Raw genomic sequence first — 19,935 nt, 5'->3', positions numbered from 1 at the left:
GAATCTGCCGAGGATCGTCGGTGCGGGGGTCGCCCCCTTCGCCGCCTGTGGGTAGCGCGTCGGACGGAGGAGAGCTTGTGGGTGGCCTCAGTCCGGCACGACGTGGGAGGGCACCGTCCGCCCCTCGGGGCCGTCCTGACCAGGCGCCCACGGCGCGGCCGCGCCGCGCTCCCACGCGATGAAGTCCCCCGTCTCGCGCATGAGCGCGGTGGCGACCCACCCGATGACGAGGAGGTCGTCCACGAGCCCGAGCGCGAGGAGGAGTCCCTCGGGGACGAAGTCGACCGGGGAGACGACATACCCGACCCCGGCGAGCAGCATCAGCAGCCGCGTCGACGTCAGGCCCGTGTACTGCCCGGAGCGCACGGCCCGGACCATGCGCGGGACGGCGCGCACCCGGGCCCACAGGCCCGGCGCGCCGGGGGCCGTCGATGCCTCGCGCATCGCGTGGGCGAGGCGGGCGGCTCGGTACGTGCTGGGGCCGACGGGCATCGGTCACCTCCGGGTGGTGGACACCACGCAGGCTACTCCTCAGGTGGTGGGACCCTCGACGCCCGGAGCGGTCCCGGCGGCGAACTCCTCACGCACGTGGTCGGCCAGCTCGTTGAGCAGCCACACGTCCAGGCCCGCGCCGACGGCGCCCCCGACGACCGGGACCGCCCTGCCGAATCGGGCGAAGACCCCCTTCCCCGCCTGGCTGAGGATGCGGAAGCCGACGGCCTTGTTGACCACCATCAGGGCCGGTCCGGACAGTCGCTGCGTCGCGAAGGTCGCAAGGCGACCGCCCGGGGCGACCATCCCGGCCTTGGCCAGCAGGTCCTGGGCGTCGGCGCCGACGAGGCTGAGCAGCACGGCGGAGCGCACCTCCGGCCGCTGCAGGTCGTGGCCGCGCACGTGGGCGACCGCGGCGGCCATGCGCGTGGCGAGGACGTAGAAGCCGAGGACATTGGCGGGGAGCGCGACGAGCATCGTCGTGAAGCCGCCGAGGTTGGTCACGAAGCCGTGGGCGCCGGCGAGCTTGACGTGCCTGCCGACGATGTCGTCGATGGCCCTCTCGGCATTGCCGCCGGCCCGGAGGAGCGCGGTCTCCGCCGCCGAGACGGCGGAGTCGAAGGGACCGCGACCGTCGATGCCGACGTCGAGCAGGTTCTGCACGAGCGTGACGACCGTCCCCGACGAGGCCTGCGGGTCCTGGGCCTGCTCGAGGGCGGATCGCGTGTCCCTGGACGCGTGCTTGCCCCGGCCGCGGCCGAACGTGTCCGTGATGAAGCCCATGTGACGCCCTTCGTGTGTGGTGCGGCCGGTGGTCCGGTCCCGATCCTGCCACGCTGCCGGCGCCGGGGACGTGCGTGGGCAGGGGTGTCGGGCCGCGCCGGTAGCCTCGCTGCCCGTGGAGGATCTCGGGGCGGTCGTGGTCGGCGTGGACGGTGTCGGTGCCGTGCTCCCACCGCACTCCCCTGCCGTGCCCACCACGGATCTCGAGGCACTCATCGCCGCGCTCGACCCGACCGTCCGCTGGGTCACCTGGTCGGCCGACGCCGTCGCCGCGGCCGTCCGCGCCGGCGCCCGCCTCGACCGCACGTGGGACGTCGCCGAGGTCCACCGGCTGATGCACGGCGGCTGGGCGGCCGGACCCGAGCTCGCCTGGGCGGCGGTCCACGGCCTCGACCCGCACGAGGTCCCCAGTGCGCCCACCGGGGACCTGTTCGACCTGCTCTCCGAGGAGCTGCCCACGGAGGAGCTCGTCCGTCCGGACGGCCACCTGCGCGCGGACGCCGTCTCCGGTGGGTGGTTGACGACGCCGGAGCGCTGCGCGGCCTTCGCGGACGCGGCCCGGCAGGTCGCCCACCGCCAGCGCGAAGGGAGGTCGGCCGCCGGTCCCCGGGCGCTCGCCACGGCGCACGCCGAGTCGGCGGCCGCGGTCCTGTGCGTCGAGCTCGAGACCGACGGCCTGCCCATCGACCGCGCGGCCGCGAGCCACCTGGTCACCGAGGCGGCCGGCCCGGAGCCGCACGACGTGGCCGAGGAGCTCGAGTCGCGGCGGGTGCGTGACGCGCCGGTCCTCGCGGCGCTGCCCGGCACGGGTCACGTCGACCTGCGCAACCCGGCCCAGGTGAAGTCGATGCTCGCCCGCGCCGGTGTCGACGTGCCCTCGACGCGCAAGTGGGTCCTCGAGGCGCAGGTCCATGCCCATCCCCTCGTCCCGGCGCTGCTCGAGTGGCGCCGGAAGGAGCGGATCGCCACGACGTACGGCTGGCGGTGGTTGCGCGAGCACGTCGGCGCCGACGACCGGCTGCGCGGCGCCTGGGAGGCCTGCGACGGCGCGGCCGGCCGGATGACCGCGCAGGCCGGGCTGCACAACCTGCCGGCCGAGCTGCGTCCGGCGGTGGCCGCCGACGAGGGCTGGGTCTTCGTCCGCGCCGACCTCGGGCAGGTCGAGCCGCGGGTGCTCGCCGCCGTCTCGGGCGACCGGGCCTTCGCGGCCGCGACCCGCGCGGACGACCTCTACGCCCCGGTGGCGGCGCGGCTCGGGGTGGAGCGCTCGGTGGCGAAGATCGCGGTCCTCGCGGCGATGTACGGCCAGCGCTCCGGCCCGGCGGCCGAGGCGCTGCGCGGGCTGGAGCGGGAGTACCCCGTGGCGATGGCGCACCTGCAGCGCGCCCAGGACGCGGGTCGGCGCGGGGAGCCGGTGGTGACCTTCGGCGGCCGGCTCGTGCGCACAGACGTCCCCGGCGGCGGCGAGGACCAGGATGCCGTGACCTCTGCACGCGGCCGCTTCGCGCGCAACGCCGTGATCCAGGGGTCGGCGGCCGAGCTGTTCAAGGCCTGGGCCGCGACCGTGCGGGTGGCGGTGCGCCCCCTTCGCTCCCGGATCGTGCTGTGCCTGCACGACGAGCTGCTCGTCCACGTGCCCCAGGAGCACGCCGAGGAGGCCGCCGCAGCGGTCGACCGGGCGCTCACGGATGCGGCCCGGCGCTGGCTCGGGGGCGAGCAGGTGCGCTTCGTCGCCGACACCTCGATCGTGCGTCGGTGGTCCGAGGCGACGTAGCTACTGGGAGTCGGAGGAGTCGTCCCGGGTGCGCAGGAAGTCCTCGAACTCCGCGCCGAGCTGGTCCGCCGACGGCAGGTCCTGCCCCTCGCCGGCGAGCAGGCTGGGCCGCTCGAGGCCGCGCAGGTGCACGTCGTACTGACGCTCGAGCGCCTGGACGGCCTCGCGGACCTCGTCGTTCTCCTCGACCTCGCGCTCGATCTGCAGCCGGCCCTCGCGGGCGGCCTCGGCGAGCGCGTCGTTGGCGAGGTTGAGGCCGGTGACGTCGACGACGGCGTTGAGCGCGGTCAACGCCGCGTCGTGGAAGGTCGACTGCGCCAGGTAGTGCGGGACGTGCAGGCTGAAGCCGACGGCGTCGCGGTCGGCCTCCCCCAGCCGCATCTCGAGGAGCGCGGCGAGGCTCGCGGGCACCTGGACGGTGCCGAAGACGGGCTTGTGCTCACCGATGAGCCGCTCGTTGCTGCCGTGGACGGTCATGCCGACGGGGCGGGAGTGCGGCACGGCCATCGGGATGCCGTGGGCGTGCACCGCGAGGGAGATGCCGACCTCGTCCATGAGCGTGGTGATGGCGGAGATCATCGCCTCCCACCGGTAGTCCGGCTCCGGCCCGGCGAGGATGTAGTAGCTCTGGCCGTCACGGTCGGTCAGGTGGTAGAGCACCAGCGCCGGGTCGTTGTAGTCGGTGTACCGGTTGGCGTCGAAAGTGATGACCGGCCGTCGTGAGCGGTAGTCCACGAGGGAGTCGACGTCGAAGGACGCGACGACGGTCGGCTCACTGACCTCGAGCAGGTGGTCGACGAGGAGGCGCTGGGCCATCCCTGCGTCGAAGAAGCCGTCGAAGGCGACGATCATCGGCCCCGGCTCCAGGGCCGTGGGGTCGGTGTCGACCTCGTAACGGTAGAGGCGCTCGGCCACGTCAGGTCCTCCTTGTCGGTTCAGCACTCATTGTGTCAACGACCCGGGTGGTCGGCCCATTCCCCCGGCTCCCGGTACGAACTACTGCCTGCAGTCGTTCGTATCAGTCCCTCGGCACCGCGGCGATGGCGGCGCGCACGCGCTTGGCGGAGACGGAGTAGGCCGTCCCCAGGGACTGGGCGAACAGGGAGACGCGCAGCTCCTCGATCATCCAGCCGATGTCGACGACGTCCTGGGCCCGGCGGCGAAGGGGGGACAGCGCATCGAGCAGGTCGGCGTAAGCGGACTCCACGGAGTCGATCGCCTCCTGGTGGCCGGCGTCGCGGCGCGGGTTCTCCGCGGCGCGCTCCAGGCGCACGAGGATCCCGCGCAGGTAGCGGCGCAGGTCGGGCAGCTTCGCCACACCGGTGTCGGCGATGAAACCCGGCCGCACGAGCCCGTCGAGCTGGGCGCGGGCGTCGGCGACCGTCACCGACAGCGCGGGTGCCGTCATCCGCTGCAGCAGGCGCAGCACCTCGCTGCGCTGGGCGAGCACCGGCTCGACCTCGGCGACGATCGACAGCACGCGTTGGGCGACGTGCGTGCGGGTGGCCTTCAGGGCCTCCTCGAAGGCCGCGGCGGTGCGCACCGGCCCGTCGACGTGCTGGCTGACGATGTCGTCGACGGCGGCGGCGAGGGCGTCCTCGAGGAGCTTCGGGACGGAGCCGTGGGGGTTGTCCGCGAGGGCGAGCTTCTGCTCGTTCGTCAGCCGGGCAAGCACGCGCTTCCACGGCGGGCTCGTGTTCAGCAGGAGGAGGCGGCGCACGCCGTCGCGGTGGGCGGCGCGGGCCTGCTGCTCGTCCGGCAGGACGCGCAGGGCGACGGACCCCCCTTCGTCCACGAGGGCCGGGTGGCCGACCACGGTGTGCTTGCCCGCCTTCGTGGTGAAGGTCTCCGGCAGGTCCTCGACGTCCCACCCGGTCAGGCCGGTGCGCTCGATGGAGGCGCCGGCGCGCGACATGCGCTGCTGCAGGTGGCCGGCCATCTGCTCGGCGAGCTCGGTGAGGTCCTTGCCGCGGCCGAGGCGCCGGCGGCGCTGGTCCTCGACGGCGAAGGTCACCCGCAGGTGGTCGGGGACCTTCGACCAGTCCCACTCCCCCTCGTCGATGCGCAGCCCGGCACGACGGCCGAGGACGCTGGACAGCTGGCTGGTGATCGACGTGCCGGCGTCCGGGTCGAGCTCGGCCAGGGCGGCGCGGGCGTGATCCGGGGCGGGCACGAGGTGGCGCCGGGTGGCCTTGGGCAGGGACTTGATCAGGGCGGCGACGAGCTCGGCGCGCAACCCGGGCACCTGCCAGTCGAAGCCGGTCGGGGTCAGCTGGTTGAGCACGTCGACGGGTACGTGGACGGTCACCCCGTCGTCCTCCTGCCCGGGCTCGAACTGGTAGGTGACGGCGAGCTCGATGCCGTCGCTGCGCCAGCGCTTCGGGTAGTCGCTCGTGCTCACCGCCTCGGCGCCGGTGCGAGTGAGGCGCTCCTCGGTGAGGGTGAGCAGCTCGGGCTGCTCGTGCCGGGCCTTCTTCCACCACGAGTCGAAGTGCGCCCCGGAGACGACCTGCGCCGGCACCCGCTCGTCGTAGAACTCGACGATGTCCTCCTCGTCGACGAGGAGGTCACGCCGGCGGGCCCGCTCCTCGAGCTGCTCGAGGCGCCGCACGAGCCGGCGGTTGGCGGTGAGGAAGTCGTGCCGGCCGTCCCAGTCCCCCTCGACGAGCGCGTGCCGGATGAACAGCTCACGGCTGACGACCGGGTCGATCTTCCCGTAGGAGACGGGCCGGCCGACGACGAGCGGGACGCCGAAGAGGGTCACCCGCTCGGTCGCGAGGACCGAGGCGGCCTTCTTGCTCCAGCGCGGCTCGGAGTAGGTCCGCTTGACCAGGTGGGCACCGGCTCGCTCGGCCCAGACCGGGTCGATGCGGGCGGTCGAGCGGGCCCACAGCCGCGAGGTCTCCACGAGCTCCCCCGCCATGACGAAGGGGGGTTGCCGCCGGAAGTTGGTCGTGCCCGGCTGGATGGAGAAGCGGGCGCCGCGGGCGCCGAGGTAGTCGCGCTTGTCCTCGTCCCGCAGACCGATGTGGCTGAGCAGGCCGGTCAGCAGCGCCTGGTGGATCGTGTCCCAGTCCGGGTCGGCGTCGCGGGCGGCGGTGCGCTGGCGGGTGTCGAGCTTCTGCTGCTTGGCGGCCCGCTTGAGCTGGGCGTGCAGGTCCTGCCACTCGCGGATGCGCAGGTAGTGCAGGTACTCGCGCTTGCACATCCGACGGAAGGCGCTGCCGGACAACGCCTTCTGCTGGTCCTTGAGGTAGGTCCACAGGTGCCACCAGCCGGCGAAGTCCGAGCCCTCCTGGCGGAAGCGCGCGTGCTGCTGGTCGGCCTGCGAGCGCTTGTCGACCGGCCGCTCGCGCGGGTCCTGGATCGACATCGCGGCGACGATGACGAGCACCTCGGTGGTGCAGCCGAGGCGGTCGGCCTCGATGAGCATCCGGCCCAGGCGCGGGTCGACGGGCAGGCGGGCCAGCGTCTTCCCCGTCGGCGTGAGGCGCCGGCCACCGCCGCGACGCCCGCGGCGGTCCCCCTTCGCGCTCTTGGCTGCCGCGGTCACCGTGCCCTCGGTGTCGAAGGCCTGCAGCTCCTGCAGCAGGCGCACACCGTCGGTGATCTGGCGGGCGTCCGGGGGCTCGACGAAGGGGAAGCGCGCGACGTCCCCGAGGCCGAGGGAGGTCATCTGCAGGATGACGCTGGCGAGGTTGGTGCGCAGGATCTCCGGGTCGGTGAACTCCGGGCGCGACTCGAAGTCCTCCTGCGAGTACAGCCGGATGCAGATGCCCTCGGCGATGCGCCCGCAGCGGCCGGCCCGCTGGTTCGCCGAGGCCTGGGAGACGCGCTCGATCGGCAGGCGCTGGACCTTGGTGCGCTGGGAGTAGCGCGAGATGCGGGCGGTGCCCACGTCGATGACGTAGCGGATGCCGGGGACGGTCAGCGAGGTCTCGGCGACGTTGGTGGCCAGCACGATCCGGCGCCCGGTGTGCGAGGAGAAGACGCGGTGCTGCTCGGCGGCGGACAGGCGTGCGTAGAGCGGGACGATCTCGGTGTCGGGCAGCTGCATCGACGTCAGGGCCTCCTGCGCGTCGCGGATCTCCCGCTCCCCCGACAGGAAGACGAGCACGTCGCGCGGACCACCCGGGTCGGGCTCCGTCCACAGCTCCTCGACCGCGCGGCAGATGCCGGTGACCTGGTCGGAGTCCCCGCCGCTCTTCTCGCCGTCGTCACCGTCCTTCTCGGGGTCCTCGAGGGGGCGGTAGCGGACCTCGACCGGGTAGGTGCGGCCGGAGACCTCGATGATCGGGGCGGGGTCGCCGCTCGCGTCCGCGAAGTGGGCGGCGAAGCGCTCCGGGTCGATCGTCGCCGAGGTGATGATGACCTTCAGGTCGGGTCGGCGCGGGAGGAGCTGCTTGAGGTAGCCGAGGATGAAGTCGATGTTCAGGGACCGCTCGTGGGCCTCGTCGATGATGATCGTGTCGTAGCGGCGCAGGTCCCGGTCGCGCTGCATCTCGTTGAGCAGGATGCCGTCGGTCATGACCTTCACCGCGGTGGCGTCGCTGCTGTGGTCGGCGAAGCGCACCTGGTAGCCGATCAGCTCCCCGAGCTGGACCTGCATCTCGTGAGCTATCCGCTCGGCGACCGAGCGCGCGGCGATGCGGCGGGGCTGGGTGTGCCCGATCTGGCCGCTCGTGCCGCGCCCGACCTCGAGGGCGATCTTGGGCAGCTGGGTGGTCTTGCCGGAGCCGGTCTCCCCCGCGACGATGACGACCTGGTGCTCCTGCAGCGCCTGCGCGATGTCGTCCTTGCGGGCGACGACCGGCAGCTCCTCGGCGTAGTGCAGGTCCGCCGCCGCGACGGGTTCACGGACAGGGGCGGTCATGCGGGTCACGATACGTGCGCCCTTGTCGTCGTCAGAAGTCGATCGTCCCGACCGGGCCGACCGCGGTGCGCAGGGCGGCGTCGAGCTCGGCCACGGCGCCGGGGCGGTGCTCGGCGACGAAGCCGGCCGCGGTCCGTGCCGCGAGGGTCTGCCCGCCGAGCCAGACCGCGCCGAGGTCGCCGATGTCGAGGGTGACGTCCGGCGTGGCGTCGGTGCGGCTCACGGCGCCGGTGCCGCCGGTGGCGGTCCAGCGCCAGCTGCGGGCGTTGTCCGGGAGGATCTCGTCACGCACCCCGACGACCAGGTCCACGTCCGCGGCGTGCCCGCGCTCGGCGACGGCGGCCGGCAGGTCGACCAGGCGCAGCCAGAGGTTGTCGGTCATGCCGCTGCCACCGACGGACCGCGGCGACGGCAGCCACAGGGCGAGGACGTCGTCGGGGGCGACCCAGTACTCGGTGGTGGCCATGAGGTCGATGTCGACGAGACGCTCGGCGAGCGCCAGCCGGGCACCCGCGTCCGCGGAGAGGAGGAAGAAGACGCCGACCCGCCCCTCGGCTCGGCCCTCGCTCCACTTCGGCGAGCGGTGGAAGTGGGCGACGCCGACGTCCCGCCCCTCCCGGGTGGCCCACACCAGGCGTGCGGGCTCGCGGCTCCCCCGGCTCTCGGGGTGATCGAGGAGGAGCCGCTCGCTGTCCTGCGCGCTGCGCACGACGTGACCGGCGCCGGTGCGGGCGCACTCCCTGGCCAGCTCGTGCCAGCGCCTGCCCTGCTCGGGGCTCGCGGTCCTCGTGCGCAGGGTCGTCGCGTCCGCGAGCTCCCGGACGGCCGGTGGGGCCGCGAAGGTCGTCCCCCGGGCGAAGGAGGACATCATCGTCGAGCTGGCGACGCCGTAGCCGAAGCGACCGTAGATCCCCGGCTCGGAGGCCTTGAGGACGCTGATCGGTCGGCCCTGCTCGTGGCGCGTCCACCGCAGGTGCTCACGGATGAGCGCGGTGAGCACGCCCCGGCGTCGGTGGTCGGGGTGCACCCCGACCCAGGTCAGACCCTCGACCGGGCGAAGGGAGGCGCCGTCACCAGCCGCGGGGACCGACAGCTCGATGTCCCACGACGCGGCGATGCCGGCGTCCTCGCCGTCGACCCGGGCGATCCACGCCGCCCTGGTCGGGGTGTCGGCGAGCGCGACCTCGCGCGGGGTGCGCAGGTCGTCGGCCCAGACGAGCTGGTCGAGGTCCAGGACCGCCTCGGCCCCGGCCGGGTCCTGCGGGTCGATCCGGTGGACGGTCACGCGCGAGGTCATGCACTCGATCCTCCACCGGTCGCGCGCGGGGGCGCAACGGAATTCAGCGCGACGCCCTCTCCGGGGCCTCTCGCCGATCCCTGCGCGTGTCCGTCCCGGCGAGGGGCTTGAGCACGCCGGCCGTCGTGCGCGCAGATCGGACGGTGCCGTCGACCGTGTCCGCGGCGGCGACCGAGTACTTCAGGACGTGCGCCCCCTTCGTCACGTGGCCCGCCCCCGCGATGGCCGCCCAGTCGGAGGTCATGTTGTTGATCAGGCGCGTGCCGGTGGCGTGCTCGAAGCCATCCTGCACGGCGTGCTTGGCGCGGACCCTCGCCCCTGACGTCGTCTGCCGGACCTTGGTCCCGGCCTTGTGCCGCAGACGCTTCGACCCGCTCCCGGATGCCCCGACGGGATCGCCGTGGCGTGACTTCGCCGCGGCGGTCTCGCTCGCGCGGCTCGTCCGCCGTGCGGCGTCGTCGGCCTTGGCGCCGGCACCCAGGGGGGCCTTCACCACGTTGAAGAGCGTCTGTCGTGCGGCCCTCCCCGCGCCCGAGTAGCTGCCCTGGCCGTAGAAGGCACGCAGACCGAGCTTGCCGATCGCGTCGCCGAACTGCAGCAGTGCCACCAGGCGCAGATGCGGCACGAAGTCCGTCAGGACGTTGTCGACGGCCCGGCTCCGACCGAGGTCGCTCAACCCCTCGAAGAGGTCGTAACCCCACGGGTCGCTCGCGTCGGCCCCGATGTCCGCCAGGCGTCTGGCGACGGCCTCCTCGTCGAGCGTCGCCTGCTCGCCCTCGCGCTCGTAGCGCCGCTTGGCGAACTCCCGCTCGTCTGCCGCATCGCGCCACTGCCGGTCCACCGACACGTACCGCGGGTCCTCGGGAGACAGCTGGGCCAGCTGCGCCTCGAGTGCGTCCGAGGTCGCCACGTGCTCCTCGTAGGCCGCACGCTCGATCCGCATGACGCGCTGGGACTCGGCGAGCAGGTCCGCGTAGGGCTCGATCACCTGCGCCGCGTCGGACAGCGTGCTGGCGAGGCGGTGCAGCATCTGCGGGCACTCGTCCACCCGCGAGGCGAAGGTGACGCCCGACGGCGAGTCCCACACCCCCTTCGTCGAGACCTCGTGCAGCCGCGCCGCCGCCTCCCACATCGCATCGGCTCGGGCACGCATGGCCCACGCCCGGGTCCGCAGGAGGTCCGGCTCCCCCAGCTCGGTGTGGAACATCCGCAGGGCCATCAGGAGCCGCCCCGGAAGCGCAGGTCGACCTGCTGCTCGGTGCTGATGAAGCACCCACCGGCGTGCCGGGCCAGATCCCTCAGCGCGCGCAGCGTGCGGCACGCCTCGACCCGGAGGAGCTCCTGGTCGCCGAGGACGCCGTCGAGGGCCCGCTCGCCCGTGCCGGAGGGGAACCCGTGGACGGCCACGTCGGAGGTCCTCGCCGCGGCATCCTCGAGTCCGTCCGCGATGTCCCCGAGCCGATCCCCGAGGCGGGCGATGCCCTCGCCGTCGATCGAGATCCCGTCGTCACCCATGCGGACACCGTAGGAAAGAACGCCGCGGGGCCCGTGGAGTTGTCCACAGGCCCCGCGGGTTTCGAGGCTCGCCCGCTGCGCGGCCTCACACCTCAACCAACGCGGTTTCGAGGCTCGTCGCTAGCGCTCCTCACACCTCAACCACCGAGGTGGGTCAGGCGTTGGCGGCGGCGAAGCCCTGCTCGAGGTCGGCGATGATGTCGTCGACGTTCTCCAGCCCGACGGACAGACGCACCAGGCCGGGGGTGACGCCGGCGGCGAGGCGGTCCTCCTCCGGGCCCTGCGAGTGGGTCGTCGACGCGGGGTGGATCACGAGCGAGCGCACGTCACCGATGTTGGCAAGGTGGCTGTGCAGCTCCAGGCCCTCGACGAACTTCCGGCCCGCATCGTGGCCGCCGGCGATCTCGAAGGAGATGACCGCACCGGCGCCCTTGGGCGTGTACTTCTGCGCGTTCTCGAAGCTGGCACTGGTCGGCAGCGAGGCCCAGATGACCTGCTCCACCTGCGCGTGGCCACCGAGGTACTCGGCGACCTTGCGGGTGTTGTCCAGGTGCTTGTCCATGCGCAGACTGAGCGTCTCGATGCCCTGCCCGATGAGGAAGGCGTTGAAGGGCGAGATCGCCGGGCCGAGGTCGCGCAGCAGCTGCACGCGGGCCTTGAGGATGAAGGACAGGTTGGCCCCCATGGCGCCGTTGACGCCGAGGTCCGGTCCGAAGCGCAGGCCGTGGTAGCTCGGGTCGGGCTCGTTGTAGTTGGGGAACTTCTCCGGGTCGGCGGCGTAGTCGAACTTCCCGGCGTCGACGATGACACCGGCGATCGAGGTGCCGTGGCCACCGAGGAACTTCGTCGCGGCGTGCACGACGACATCGGCGCCGTGCTCGATCGGACGCAGGACGTAGGGGGTGGCGATGGTGTTGTCGACGATCAGCGGCACGCCGGCACCGTGGGCGATGTCGGCGATGCCCTGAATGTCGAGGACGACGTCCTTGGGGTTGCCGATGGTCTCGCCGAAGAGGGCCTTCGTGTTCGGCTTGACCGCGTCCTTCCACTCCTGCAGGTCGCTCGGGTCCTCGACGAGCGTGACCTCGATGCCGTACTTCGGCAGCGTGTACTGGAAGAGGTTGACCGTGCCGCCGTAGAGCGCGGCGCTGGCGACGATGTGGTCACCGGCCTCGGCGACGTTCATCAGCGCGAGGGTCGTCGCGGACATGCCGGAGGCGGTCATCAGGGCGGCGACGCCACCCTCGAGCGCGGCGATCTTGTTCTCGACCGCGTCCTGGGTCGGGTTCATGATCCGCGTGTAGATGTTGCCGAGCTCCTTGAGCCCGAAGAGGTTCGCGGCGTGCTCGGTGTCCTTGAAGACGTAGGACGTCGTCTGGTGGATCGGCAGCGCCCGCGAACCGGTCGTCGGGTCGGGTGCCTGGCCGGCGTGGATCTGCTTGGTCTCGAAGTTCCACGTGGTCGGGTCGGACATGTCTGTGCTCCTGGTGTGGTGCGCGCTTGACCGTGACGGATTGCCACGGACCTGGTCGTCTCCCGGGGCACCCCACCGCGGAGGAGGGTTGCCGGCCAGCTAGCCGGGGCTGTCCGCTGGCGCTCAAGACCTGCCCAGAGCATATGAGACGGCCGGTGGTCCGGCGGAGGGTGTCTCACCTCCCGGGCGAAGGGGGCGTCCCCCGTCAGTCCCCCGCGCTGCGGCGGGCCCGTCGCACCCTTCGGATCCACCACAGCCCGACGAAGGGGAGGACGAGCGGCGCGTAGGCATAGCCCGCTCCGTAGTGGGACCAGACGGTCTTGTCCGGGAAGAGCTCGGGCACGAGGTAGGACAGGGTGCCCACGGTGAGCACCCCGACGGCCTCGACGAGGATCGCCCCGGTGGCGACCCGGGCGCCGGTGCGTCCCCCCTTCGCCAGGGCAACGGTCGCGACGATGTAGATCACCGCCGCGAGCGCGGAGAGCAGGTACGCCAGCGGCGCCCGGTCGAGGTACTGGGTCAGCTGCAGGACCGAGCGGCCGGTCGCGGCGAGCGCGAGCACGGCGTAGACGGCGACGACGACCCGCCCCGGGCCGGTGCCGGTCGGCACGTCAGGCGGGGCCATGGACGTCCCAGATCTGCAGGATGCGGTAGGCCATGACACCGACGGTGAAGGCGCCGGCGATGACCACGCCCATGGCCCAGCGGGTCTTCTCCTTCAGCGCGATGAAGACGACGACCGGTGGGATGATTGGCAGCGTCAGCGCGTACGCGAGCATCGTCGCGCCCTGCCCCGTGCCAGTCACCGCCCCCTGCGCGATCGCGCTGGCGACGACGAGGACGAGCAGGGACAGCTCGACGACGGCGGTCACGAGCAGCATGGCGTCGTCGACGAGGCGGTTGATCAGCATGTAGACGAGGGCCATCACCCCGAGCACGCCGACGGCCACGATCACGACAGTGGTCAAGGGCACAAGCACGGCGCAAGGTTACCGAGCGGCGGGACTGGGACGATCACGGCATGAGTTCGCGTCGCCTGACTGCCCACGAGCTGATCGACACGGTCGTCGACGAGGGCACCTTCGTCTCCTGGGACGAGTCCCTCGATCTCGACGGCCTGGACGAGACGTACCTCGACACGCTCGACCGCGCCGCCGAGCGGGCCGGGACCGACGAGTCGGTGCTCACCGGCTCGGCCCGGATCCACGGCCACGACGCCGCACTGATCGTCGGGGAGTTCCGCTTCCTCGCGGGCTCGATCGGCCGGGCCGCCGCCGGTCGGATCGTCGCCGCGGTCCGTCGGGCCACGACCGAGCGCCTCCCCCTCATCGCGGCGACCGCCAGCGGCGGCACGCGCATGCAGGAGGGCACTCCGGCCTTCGTGACGATGGTCGACATCTCCGCGGCCGTCGTCGCGCACAAGGCGGCGGGCCTGCCCTACCTCGTCTACCTGCGCCACCCCACGACCGGCGGGGTCTTCGCGTCATGGGGGTCCCTGGGGCACATGACGATCGCCGAGCCGGAGGCCCTCATCGGCTTCCTCGGCCCGGTCGTCTACGAGACGGTCAACGGCCAGCCCTTCCCGGAGGGGGTGCAGCTCGCGGAGAACCTCGTCGACAAGGGCATCGTCGACGCCGTCGTGCCCACCGACCAGCTCGCCGGGATCGCCTCGCGCGCGCTGACGCTGCTGTCCGCGACGACCGAGGGGCACACGCACCCGCAGGCGCGCGACGCCTCCCCCGGCTCCCCCGCGGCAGACGGGGAGGACCTGGTCTGGCGGGTCACCCCCTTCGTCTCCCGGCCGGAGCCGACGCAGGAGGAGGTCGACGCGCTCTGGTCGGCGATCACGGTGACCCGGCGGGACGACCGGCCCGGCGTGCGCGAGCTGCTGCGGTACGCCGCCGACGACGTCATCCCGCTCAACGGCACCGGCTACGGGGAGCTGGACAAGGGCGTGATGCTGGCGCTGGCGTCCTTCGGGGGACGCTCGTGCGTGCTCGTCGGGCAGGACCGGCGCTACCAGGTCTCCGAGTCGATGGGCCCGGCCGCGCTGCGCGAGGCCCGGCGCGGGATGCGGATGGCCACCGAGCTCGGGCTGCCGCTCGTCACCGTCATCGACACCCCCGGCGCGGACCTCTCCCCCCACGCGGAGGAGGGCGCGCTGGCCGGCGAGATCGCCCGCTCCATCGCGGACATGACCGCGCTGACCGTGCCGAGCGTCTCGGTGCTGCTCGGCGAGGGCACGGGCGGTGGCGCCCTGGCGATGCTGCCCGCCCGGCGGGTCATCGCCTCGAGCAATGCCTGGCTGTCGCCGCTGCCGCCGGAGGGTGCGAGCGCGATCCTGTACAAGGACACCGCCCACGCTCCCCTGCTCGCGGCCCGGCAGCGGGTGGGTGCCGCCCAGATGCTGCAGGACGGGCTCGTCGACGTGATCGTGCCGGAGTCACCCGCCGCGCACGAGGACCCGGAGGGCTTCGCCTCGGGCATCGGCACCGCGATCACCGAGCAGATCAACGGGCAGCTCTAACCCGCGGCCCGCAGCTCGTCCCACACCGGCATCTCGACGACGCCGTGCGCGGTGGCGAGGTAGGTGCCCAGGAGCGGCACCCCGTGCTCGCGGCAGGAGGCGATCGCCGCCTCGTGCCAGGCACGCGCCTCGTCGTCGGGCTGGAGTCCACCGGGCCGACCGACGGCGACGACGATCCCGCCGAGCTCGCTGCCCAGGTGGCCGAGGAAGGAGTCGAAGGGTTCGCGGTGACGGACGTGCGGCTCACCGGCGAGGTCGGTGATCGTCACCGGTTGGAGCATGCGGTGGTCATCGCCGCACAGCAGGAGGCTCAGGCACCCGCCCTCGCGGTCGCTCTCGCGCACGACGAGGTCGACGACGTCGGGTGCGACGGTGGTGTCGGTCAGGGGTCGGGTGGGCCAGTCACCGGGCAGGTCTTCGAATGTCATGCCCTTCATCATGGCCACGTCGGGCGGACGCGCCGCGAGCTTTTCCACAGAGCCCGTCGCGGCTCCTCCCTCGCGCTTCGGGGCACGTTCGCGCTCAGCCGGCGCAGGTAATGTGATGAGCGGCACGTCGTCCACCCATGGCGACGGCCGTCCGTGCCCAACCCGAGCACCCAGGAGTCAACTTCCGTGGCACTCAGTGTCTTCGACCTCTTCTCGATCGGCATCGGCCCGTCGAGCTCGCACACCGTCGGCCCCATGCGGGCGGCGGTGACCTTCGGCGAGACCCTGCGCGACGAGGGCGTCCTCGACCAGGTCCGCCGGGTCAAGGGCGAGCTCTTCGGCTCGCTCGGCGCGACCGGCCACGGCCACGGCTCCAACACGGCCGTTCTTCTCGGTCTCTCCGGCGAGCGCCCTGAGGTGTGTGACCCGCGCTCGGTCACCGGGACGCTGAGCCGGATCCGGGACTCGGGACGACTCCCCCTCCTCGGTGAGCACGAGATCGCCTTCGACGACGCGGAGGACCTCGTGCTGCACCGGCGCAAGACCCTGCCGCTGCACCCCAACGGCATGACCTTCACCGCGTGGGGCGAGGGCGAGGAGCCGATCAGCAGCCACACGTACTACTCCGTCGGCGGCGGCTTCGTCGTCGGCGAGGACGCGTCGGGCTCGACGAAGGTCGTCGCCGACACGACCCCGGTCGCCCACCCCTTCACCACCGGTGACCAGCTGCTCGCGATCTGCGAGGAGACCGGGTTGTCCATCGCCCAGGTGATGCTGGAGAACGAGAAGTCCTGGCGCACCGAGGAGGAGGTGCGTGCCGAGCTGCTGCACATCTGGTCGGTGATGCAGGAGTGCATCGACAACGGCGTGCGCAGCGAGGGCGTGCTGCCCGGTGGCCTCAAGGTCCGCCGACGCGCGCCCGAGCTGTACCGCCGGCTGCGCGCCGAGGGCGCCAACAACGAGGACCCGCTGCGCGGCATGGACTGGCTGACGCTCTACGCCCTCGCGGTCAACGAGGAGAACGCCGCCGGCGGGCGCGTCGTCACCGCCCCGACCAACGGCGCGGCGGGCATCATCCCCGCGGTGCTGCGCTACTACGTCGACTTCGTGCCCGGCGCCGACGACGACGGCATCGTGCGCTTCCTGCTCACCGCGGCCGCGATCGGCGTGGTCTACAAGGAGAACGCCTCGATCTCCGGCGCCGAGGTCGGCTGCCAGGGCGAGGTCGGCTCGGCCTGCTCGATGGCCGCCGGTGCGATGGCCGCGGTCCTCGGCGGCTCGGCCGCCCAGGTGGAGAACGCCGCGGAGATCGGCATGGAGCACAACCTCGGCCTGACCTGTGACCCCGTCGGCGGGCTCGTGCAGATCCCGTGCATCGAGCGCAACGCGGTCGCCTCGGTGAAGGCGATCACGGCGGCGCGCACCGCCCTTCGCGGGGACGGCTCGCACATCGTCTCCCTCGACAAGGTCGTCAAGACCATGCGGGACACGGGTCGGGACATGAAGGTGAAGTACAAGGAGACCGCGCGCGGCGGTCTGGCCGTCAACGTCATCGAGTGCTGACGGCGCCCGACCGGCGCGCCGGTCGGGTCAGCCGGGGTACCCGGCTCGCTGGTTGAACCGCACCGCGCCCTGGTAGGCGTCGATCATCGACCAGATCCACGCGCCGATGGCGACCGGGATGCCGAAGAACCCGATGAGGATCCACCCCAGGCAGATGACCGCGACGAGGCCGCCGAGGTAGGCGCTGAGGAAGGCCAGACCCGGCCCGGTGTCGCCGTTGATCATCTGGCCGACGCCGGGGACGAAGAAGGAGGCCAGCAGCGACAGCGCCGGCTCCTTGCGCGCGATCGGCATGCCAGCGAAGGGGGGCGCCTGGCCGCCGTAGGCACCCGGCTGGCCGTAGGGCGGTGGTGGCGGGACCTGCCCGTGCGGCGGCGTGCCCGGGGCCGGGATCTGCGGCACCGACGTGGAGTGCGTCCACCGCTGGCCGTCCCAGTAGCGGCGCTCCCCCTCGTGGTCGTACCAACCCGGTGCGTGCTCGTTCACGATCCCCTACTCCCCTGTCTACTGGTGCGGTGCTGCGGCGACTGTATCCACCGCATCGAGCAGGGTCGTGGCCACCTGCTCGCCCGCGTGCGTGATGGCCGTCGGGTCGCCCACGACGACGAGTCGGTCGGTGGCCCGGGACAGGCCGACGTAGAGCCGCTCGCGGAACCGCTCCCGCGTACCGTCCTCGTTGATGCACAGCACGACGACGCGGCGCTCCATCCCCTTCGCCCCGAGGACGTGACCGAAGAAGACGTCCTCGTCCTCCCAGAAGGTGCGCCAGTACCCGGCCTGCCCGAGCTCCTCCTGGCGCTCGACCTGCACGGGGTGGCGGTGGCCGGTGGTCAGGAGCGCGATGTGCCCGGGCTCCCACCCCTCGTCGATGAGCAGGTCCACCTGGTCGTCGGCCCGACCGACCGCGTCACCGGGGCTCGCGGGGATGAAGGTGACGTCGGGACCGTCGCCGCCCTCGAGCCGCATCCGCAACGGCGCGAGGGGCTTGAAGACCTCGGCGATCTGCTTGGTGTTGCGCAGGTTGTGGTCGAGCACGAGGGGCACGAGCGGGACAGGGGGCCGGCCGAACCGGTTGAACAGGCGCTGGTTCTCGTCGCTGTAGATGAAGAGGCCGCCCTCGCTCTCGTCGGTCAGCGCGGCAACGATCGGACGCCACCACGACTCGGCGAAGTCCTGCGCCTCGTCGACGACGAAGGAGTCGTAGCGCTCCCCCGGCGGCAGCTGCTCGGCACGCTCGGCCATGAGCAGAGGGAGGGTCTCCTCCCAGTAGTCGGGGTCGTCCCGCGAGCCGGAGGGCAGCCCCCAGAGGTTGGCCAGGTCCTCGAAGGTGCCGACGAAGGAGGGACGCTGGCGGTGCGGCCACGTCGCGACCTCGCGCGCGAAGTGGGTGGCCAGCCCGATCGAGTAGCAGAGCAGTGCGACGCGCTCGGCGGGTCGTCCGTCGCGACCGGCCGCGAGCTGTCGGGCCTGGGTGAGGGCGAGGACCGTCTTGCCGCTGCCGGCGCCGCCGCGGATCTCCACACGGCGCAGCAGTCGGGTGACGCGCAGGATCTGGCTCTGCTCCTCGGTGAGGCGGTCGGCGCGGTGCTGGCGCTCCTCGGCCTCGTCGGTGACGGACGGGACGGCGTCGGTCCCGCGGGCGGTGAGGATGTCGACGATCACCGCGCAGTCGTCCTCCGTCGGGATGCGCATGTGGGTCTCGAAGCCGAGGGGTATGTCCGCCAGTCGCTCGGCGAGACGGGGCAGGTCACCCCGGTCGTGGATCATCCACCGGGGGCAGTCGGGTAGGTCGAAGCCCAGACCGAGGTCGGCGAAGGGGGTGACGACCGCGTGCGCGAACCGCACCGTGCTCCTGGAGGAATGCGCCCAGCGCCGGTCGGAGTCGATGTAGGCGCGGAGGGCGTACTTGGCGTCGCGGGCCTGTGCGACCGGGTCGATCCCCTTCCGCTTGCCGTTGCGCTTGATGCTCCACTTGCCGTCCTCGACGCGTACGCCGGCCCCCTTGACCTCCACGACCACCACGCCGGCATCGGGCATGACGACGACCAGGTCGGCCTCGTGGTCCTTGCGGGTGTCGGTGAACCGCAGGTTGGCGATCAGCGTGTCCTCGGGGCGAAGGGTGTCCCGCAGCCGTTCCCACACCACCCGCTCGGAGTCGGTCGTGAAGCGTGGGTCCTCCGGGATCAGCAGCGGTGCCATGTGCAAGAACGTACCGACGACCCTCTGTTGGCACCCGCGCTGAGACCGTTGTGGATTACAACGAAACCCTTACGGTTCATGGGATTCCATGGGAGGAACCGACTGGGGACGTGCATCTTGGCCGTGGCGGCAGAAGCCGTCTACGCCTCCGCCAATGGCGGCCACTCGGGGGAGTTGGAACCACATGATCGACGTCGTTCGACGGACACGACTGCACGCATACGCCGTAGCCCTGGTCGCCTCAGTGGCGCTCGCAGGTTGCGGCGACTCCCCACCCGAACGGGCAGGGACCGTCGGGGAGTCCTCTGCCGAGACTGGTGAAGGTGCACAGGAGGACAGCTCGGAGACCGAAGAGGTCGAGCTGGACACTGTCGGTCGGGAACTGACGAACGAGGAGGCCAAAGCAGCCCTGCCGCCGGTCTCCGCGCTCCCCACCGGGTGGAGCGTGGATCCCGAAAACACCCTCAATGACGATTCCGAGTCGGACTCGGAATCGGAAGAAACGATCGAACCGGCCAAATGCCAGACGATCATGGATGATCTCTCCGAAGAGCAGGATCAGGACCCGACCGGAGAGGCCTCCCAGACCTACACCGCTGGGATGCTTGGCCCCTTCCTGGGGGTGGAAATCAACTCCTTCTCGGATGACGTTCCCGAGGACAGCTTCACGAAGTTCCTCGATGCCCTCTCCACCTGCTCGAAGTTCACCTCTACCGAGGACGGCACGGCAACGACCTTCAAGGTCTCCAGCCTGTCGTTCCCGAATCTGGGTGAGGAGTCCGCTGCGATCCGGATGTCCGGGGAATCCGAGGGGATGGCCGTCGGTCTCGACATGGTCGCAATCCGTGCTGGGCACAACATCGTGACCTTGTCCCAAGCGAGTGTCGGAGGAGCCACCGGCTCAGGCAAGGCCTTGGAGAAGGTCGCCCGGGCGACTGTCACGAACATGGAGTCCGACTAGTCGCACGGACCTCCGTGTCCATGCCGAAGCCTCCACCTCGGCAGAGCGT

Annotated in this window: 17 protein-coding genes and 1 riboswitch; of the genes, 4 read left to right on the top strand and 13 right to left on the bottom strand. The window is 72.0% G+C overall.

Features of this window, described 5'->3' with window-relative positions; all coding sequences use genetic code 11:
- Positions 1–87 precede the first annotated feature (87 nt).
- Together PVE36_RS05780 and PVE36_RS05775 are read right to left on the bottom strand one after the other, a co-directional pair.
- Positions 88–492, bottom strand: coding sequence for a DUF1232 domain-containing protein (locus tag PVE36_RS05780; protein WP_277455172.1), 405 nt, complete (start codon positions 490–492; stop codon positions 88–90).
- Positions 493–531: 39 nt separating this feature from the next.
- A complete protein-coding gene (locus tag PVE36_RS05775; RefSeq protein ID WP_277455171.1) occupies positions 532–1,275 on the bottom strand; it encodes an EcsC family protein in 744 nt (247 codons plus the stop codon).
- 115 nt (positions 1,276–1,390) lie between these two features.
- Here PVE36_RS05775 and PVE36_RS05770 point away from each other — a divergent pair, with 115 nt between their 5' ends.
- Positions 1,391–3,049 carry a DNA polymerase gene (locus PVE36_RS05770; RefSeq protein ID WP_277455169.1) on the top strand — a complete coding sequence of 553 codons (1,659 nt, stop codon included), beginning with the start codon at positions 1,391–1,393 and terminating at the stop codon, positions 3,047–3,049.
- On the opposite strand, the gene PVE36_RS05765 is transcribed toward PVE36_RS05770, so the two are convergent.
- The 8 genes from PVE36_RS05765 to PVE36_RS05730 all read right to left on the bottom strand — a co-directional run bounded on the left by PVE36_RS05765 (position 3,050) and on the right by PVE36_RS05730 (position 13,188).
- The gene (locus PVE36_RS05765; protein WP_277455168.1) at positions 3,050–3,964 is read right to left on the bottom strand and encodes a PAC2 family protein; all 915 of its coding nucleotides are present in this window, start codon (positions 3,962–3,964) and stop codon (positions 3,050–3,052) included.
- Positions 3,965–4,067: 103 nt separating this feature from the next.
- Positions 4,068–7,922, bottom strand: a complete 3,855-nt coding sequence (gene hrpA / locus PVE36_RS05760) for an ATP-dependent RNA helicase HrpA (protein WP_277455167.1) — start codon at positions 7,920–7,922, stop codon at positions 4,068–4,070.
- A 31-nt stretch (positions 7,923–7,953) separates the two neighbouring features.
- Positions 7,954–9,219: a GNAT family N-acetyltransferase gene (locus PVE36_RS05755; RefSeq protein WP_277455166.1), complete on the bottom strand. Its 1,266-nt coding sequence runs from the start codon at positions 9,217–9,219 to the stop codon at positions 7,954–7,956.
- 43 nt (positions 9,220–9,262) lie between these two features.
- Positions 9,263–10,438 carry a hypothetical protein gene (locus PVE36_RS05750; RefSeq protein WP_277455165.1) on the bottom strand — a complete coding sequence of 392 codons (1,176 nt, stop codon included), beginning with the start codon at positions 10,436–10,438 and terminating at the stop codon, positions 9,263–9,265.
- Entirely contained in the window at positions 10,438–10,734 is a 297-nt protein-coding gene (locus PVE36_RS05745) for a hypothetical protein (RefSeq protein ID WP_277455164.1), read from the bottom strand. Before PVE36_RS05745 ends, PVE36_RS05750 begins: the two co-directional genes overlap by 1 nt.
- A 154-nt stretch (positions 10,735–10,888) precedes the next feature.
- Positions 10,889–12,208 carry a bifunctional o-acetylhomoserine/o-acetylserine sulfhydrylase gene (locus PVE36_RS05740; RefSeq protein WP_277455162.1) on the bottom strand — a complete coding sequence of 440 codons (1,320 nt, stop codon included), beginning with the start codon at positions 12,206–12,208 and terminating at the stop codon, positions 10,889–10,891.
- 17 nt (positions 12,209–12,225) lie between these two features.
- Positions 12,226–12,339: riboswitch (SAM riboswitch) on the bottom strand.
- 74 nt (positions 12,340–12,413) lie between these two features.
- Entirely contained in the window at positions 12,414–12,833 is a 420-nt protein-coding gene (locus PVE36_RS05735) for a hypothetical protein (RefSeq protein ID WP_277455160.1), read from the bottom strand.
- Complete coding sequence (locus tag PVE36_RS05730) at positions 12,820–13,188, bottom strand: hypothetical protein (protein WP_277455158.1); 369 nt, start codon at positions 13,186–13,188, stop codon at positions 12,820–12,822. Before PVE36_RS05730 ends, PVE36_RS05735 begins: the two co-directional genes overlap by 14 nt.
- 41 nt (positions 13,189–13,229) lie before the next feature.
- On the opposite strand from PVE36_RS05730, the gene PVE36_RS05725 reads away from it, so the two are divergent.
- Entirely contained in the window at positions 13,230–14,735 is a 1,506-nt protein-coding gene (locus PVE36_RS05725) for a carboxyl transferase domain-containing protein (protein WP_277455157.1), read from the top strand.
- Here PVE36_RS05725 and PVE36_RS05720 read toward each other — a convergent pair.
- Positions 14,732–15,163, bottom strand: a complete 432-nt coding sequence (locus PVE36_RS05720) for a hypothetical protein (RefSeq protein WP_277455155.1) — start codon at positions 15,161–15,163, stop codon at positions 14,732–14,734. The two genes, PVE36_RS05725 and PVE36_RS05720, sit on opposite strands and share 4 nt — an antisense overlap.
- 186 nt (positions 15,164–15,349) lie before the next feature.
- Here PVE36_RS05720 and PVE36_RS05715 point away from each other — a divergent pair, with 186 nt between their 5' ends.
- Positions 15,350–16,726, top strand: a complete 1,377-nt coding sequence (locus tag PVE36_RS05715) for an L-serine ammonia-lyase (protein WP_277455153.1) — start codon at positions 15,350–15,352, stop codon at positions 16,724–16,726.
- 27 nt (positions 16,727–16,753) lie between these two features.
- Here the strand turns inward: PVE36_RS05715 and PVE36_RS05710 are convergent, their stop codons facing one another.
- The gene (locus PVE36_RS05710; protein WP_277455151.1) at positions 16,754–17,212 is read right to left on the bottom strand and encodes a hypothetical protein; all 459 of its coding nucleotides are present in this window, start codon (positions 17,210–17,212) and stop codon (positions 16,754–16,756) included.
- Positions 17,213–17,230: 18 nt separating this feature from the next.
- On the bottom strand, positions 17,231–18,925 hold the full coding sequence (locus PVE36_RS05705; RefSeq protein WP_277455149.1) for an NERD domain-containing protein: 1,695 nt from the start codon (positions 18,923–18,925) through the stop codon (positions 17,231–17,233).
- A gap of 184 nt (positions 18,926–19,109) precedes the next feature.
- Here PVE36_RS05705 and PVE36_RS05700 point away from each other — a divergent pair, with 184 nt between their 5' ends.
- Positions 19,110–19,886 (top strand): hypothetical protein, encoded by a 777-nt coding sequence (locus PVE36_RS05700; protein WP_277455148.1) that lies wholly within the window; start codon positions 19,110–19,112, stop codon positions 19,884–19,886.
- The last annotated feature ends 49 nt before the right edge of the window (positions 19,887–19,935 follow it).

Origin of the sequence: Janibacter sp. DB-40, assembly GCF_029510815.1 — a bacterium.
Lineage (GTDB): Bacteria > Actinomycetota > Actinomycetes > Actinomycetales > Dermatophilaceae > Janibacter.
This window is presented reverse-complemented; position numbering and strand designations above follow the sequence as displayed.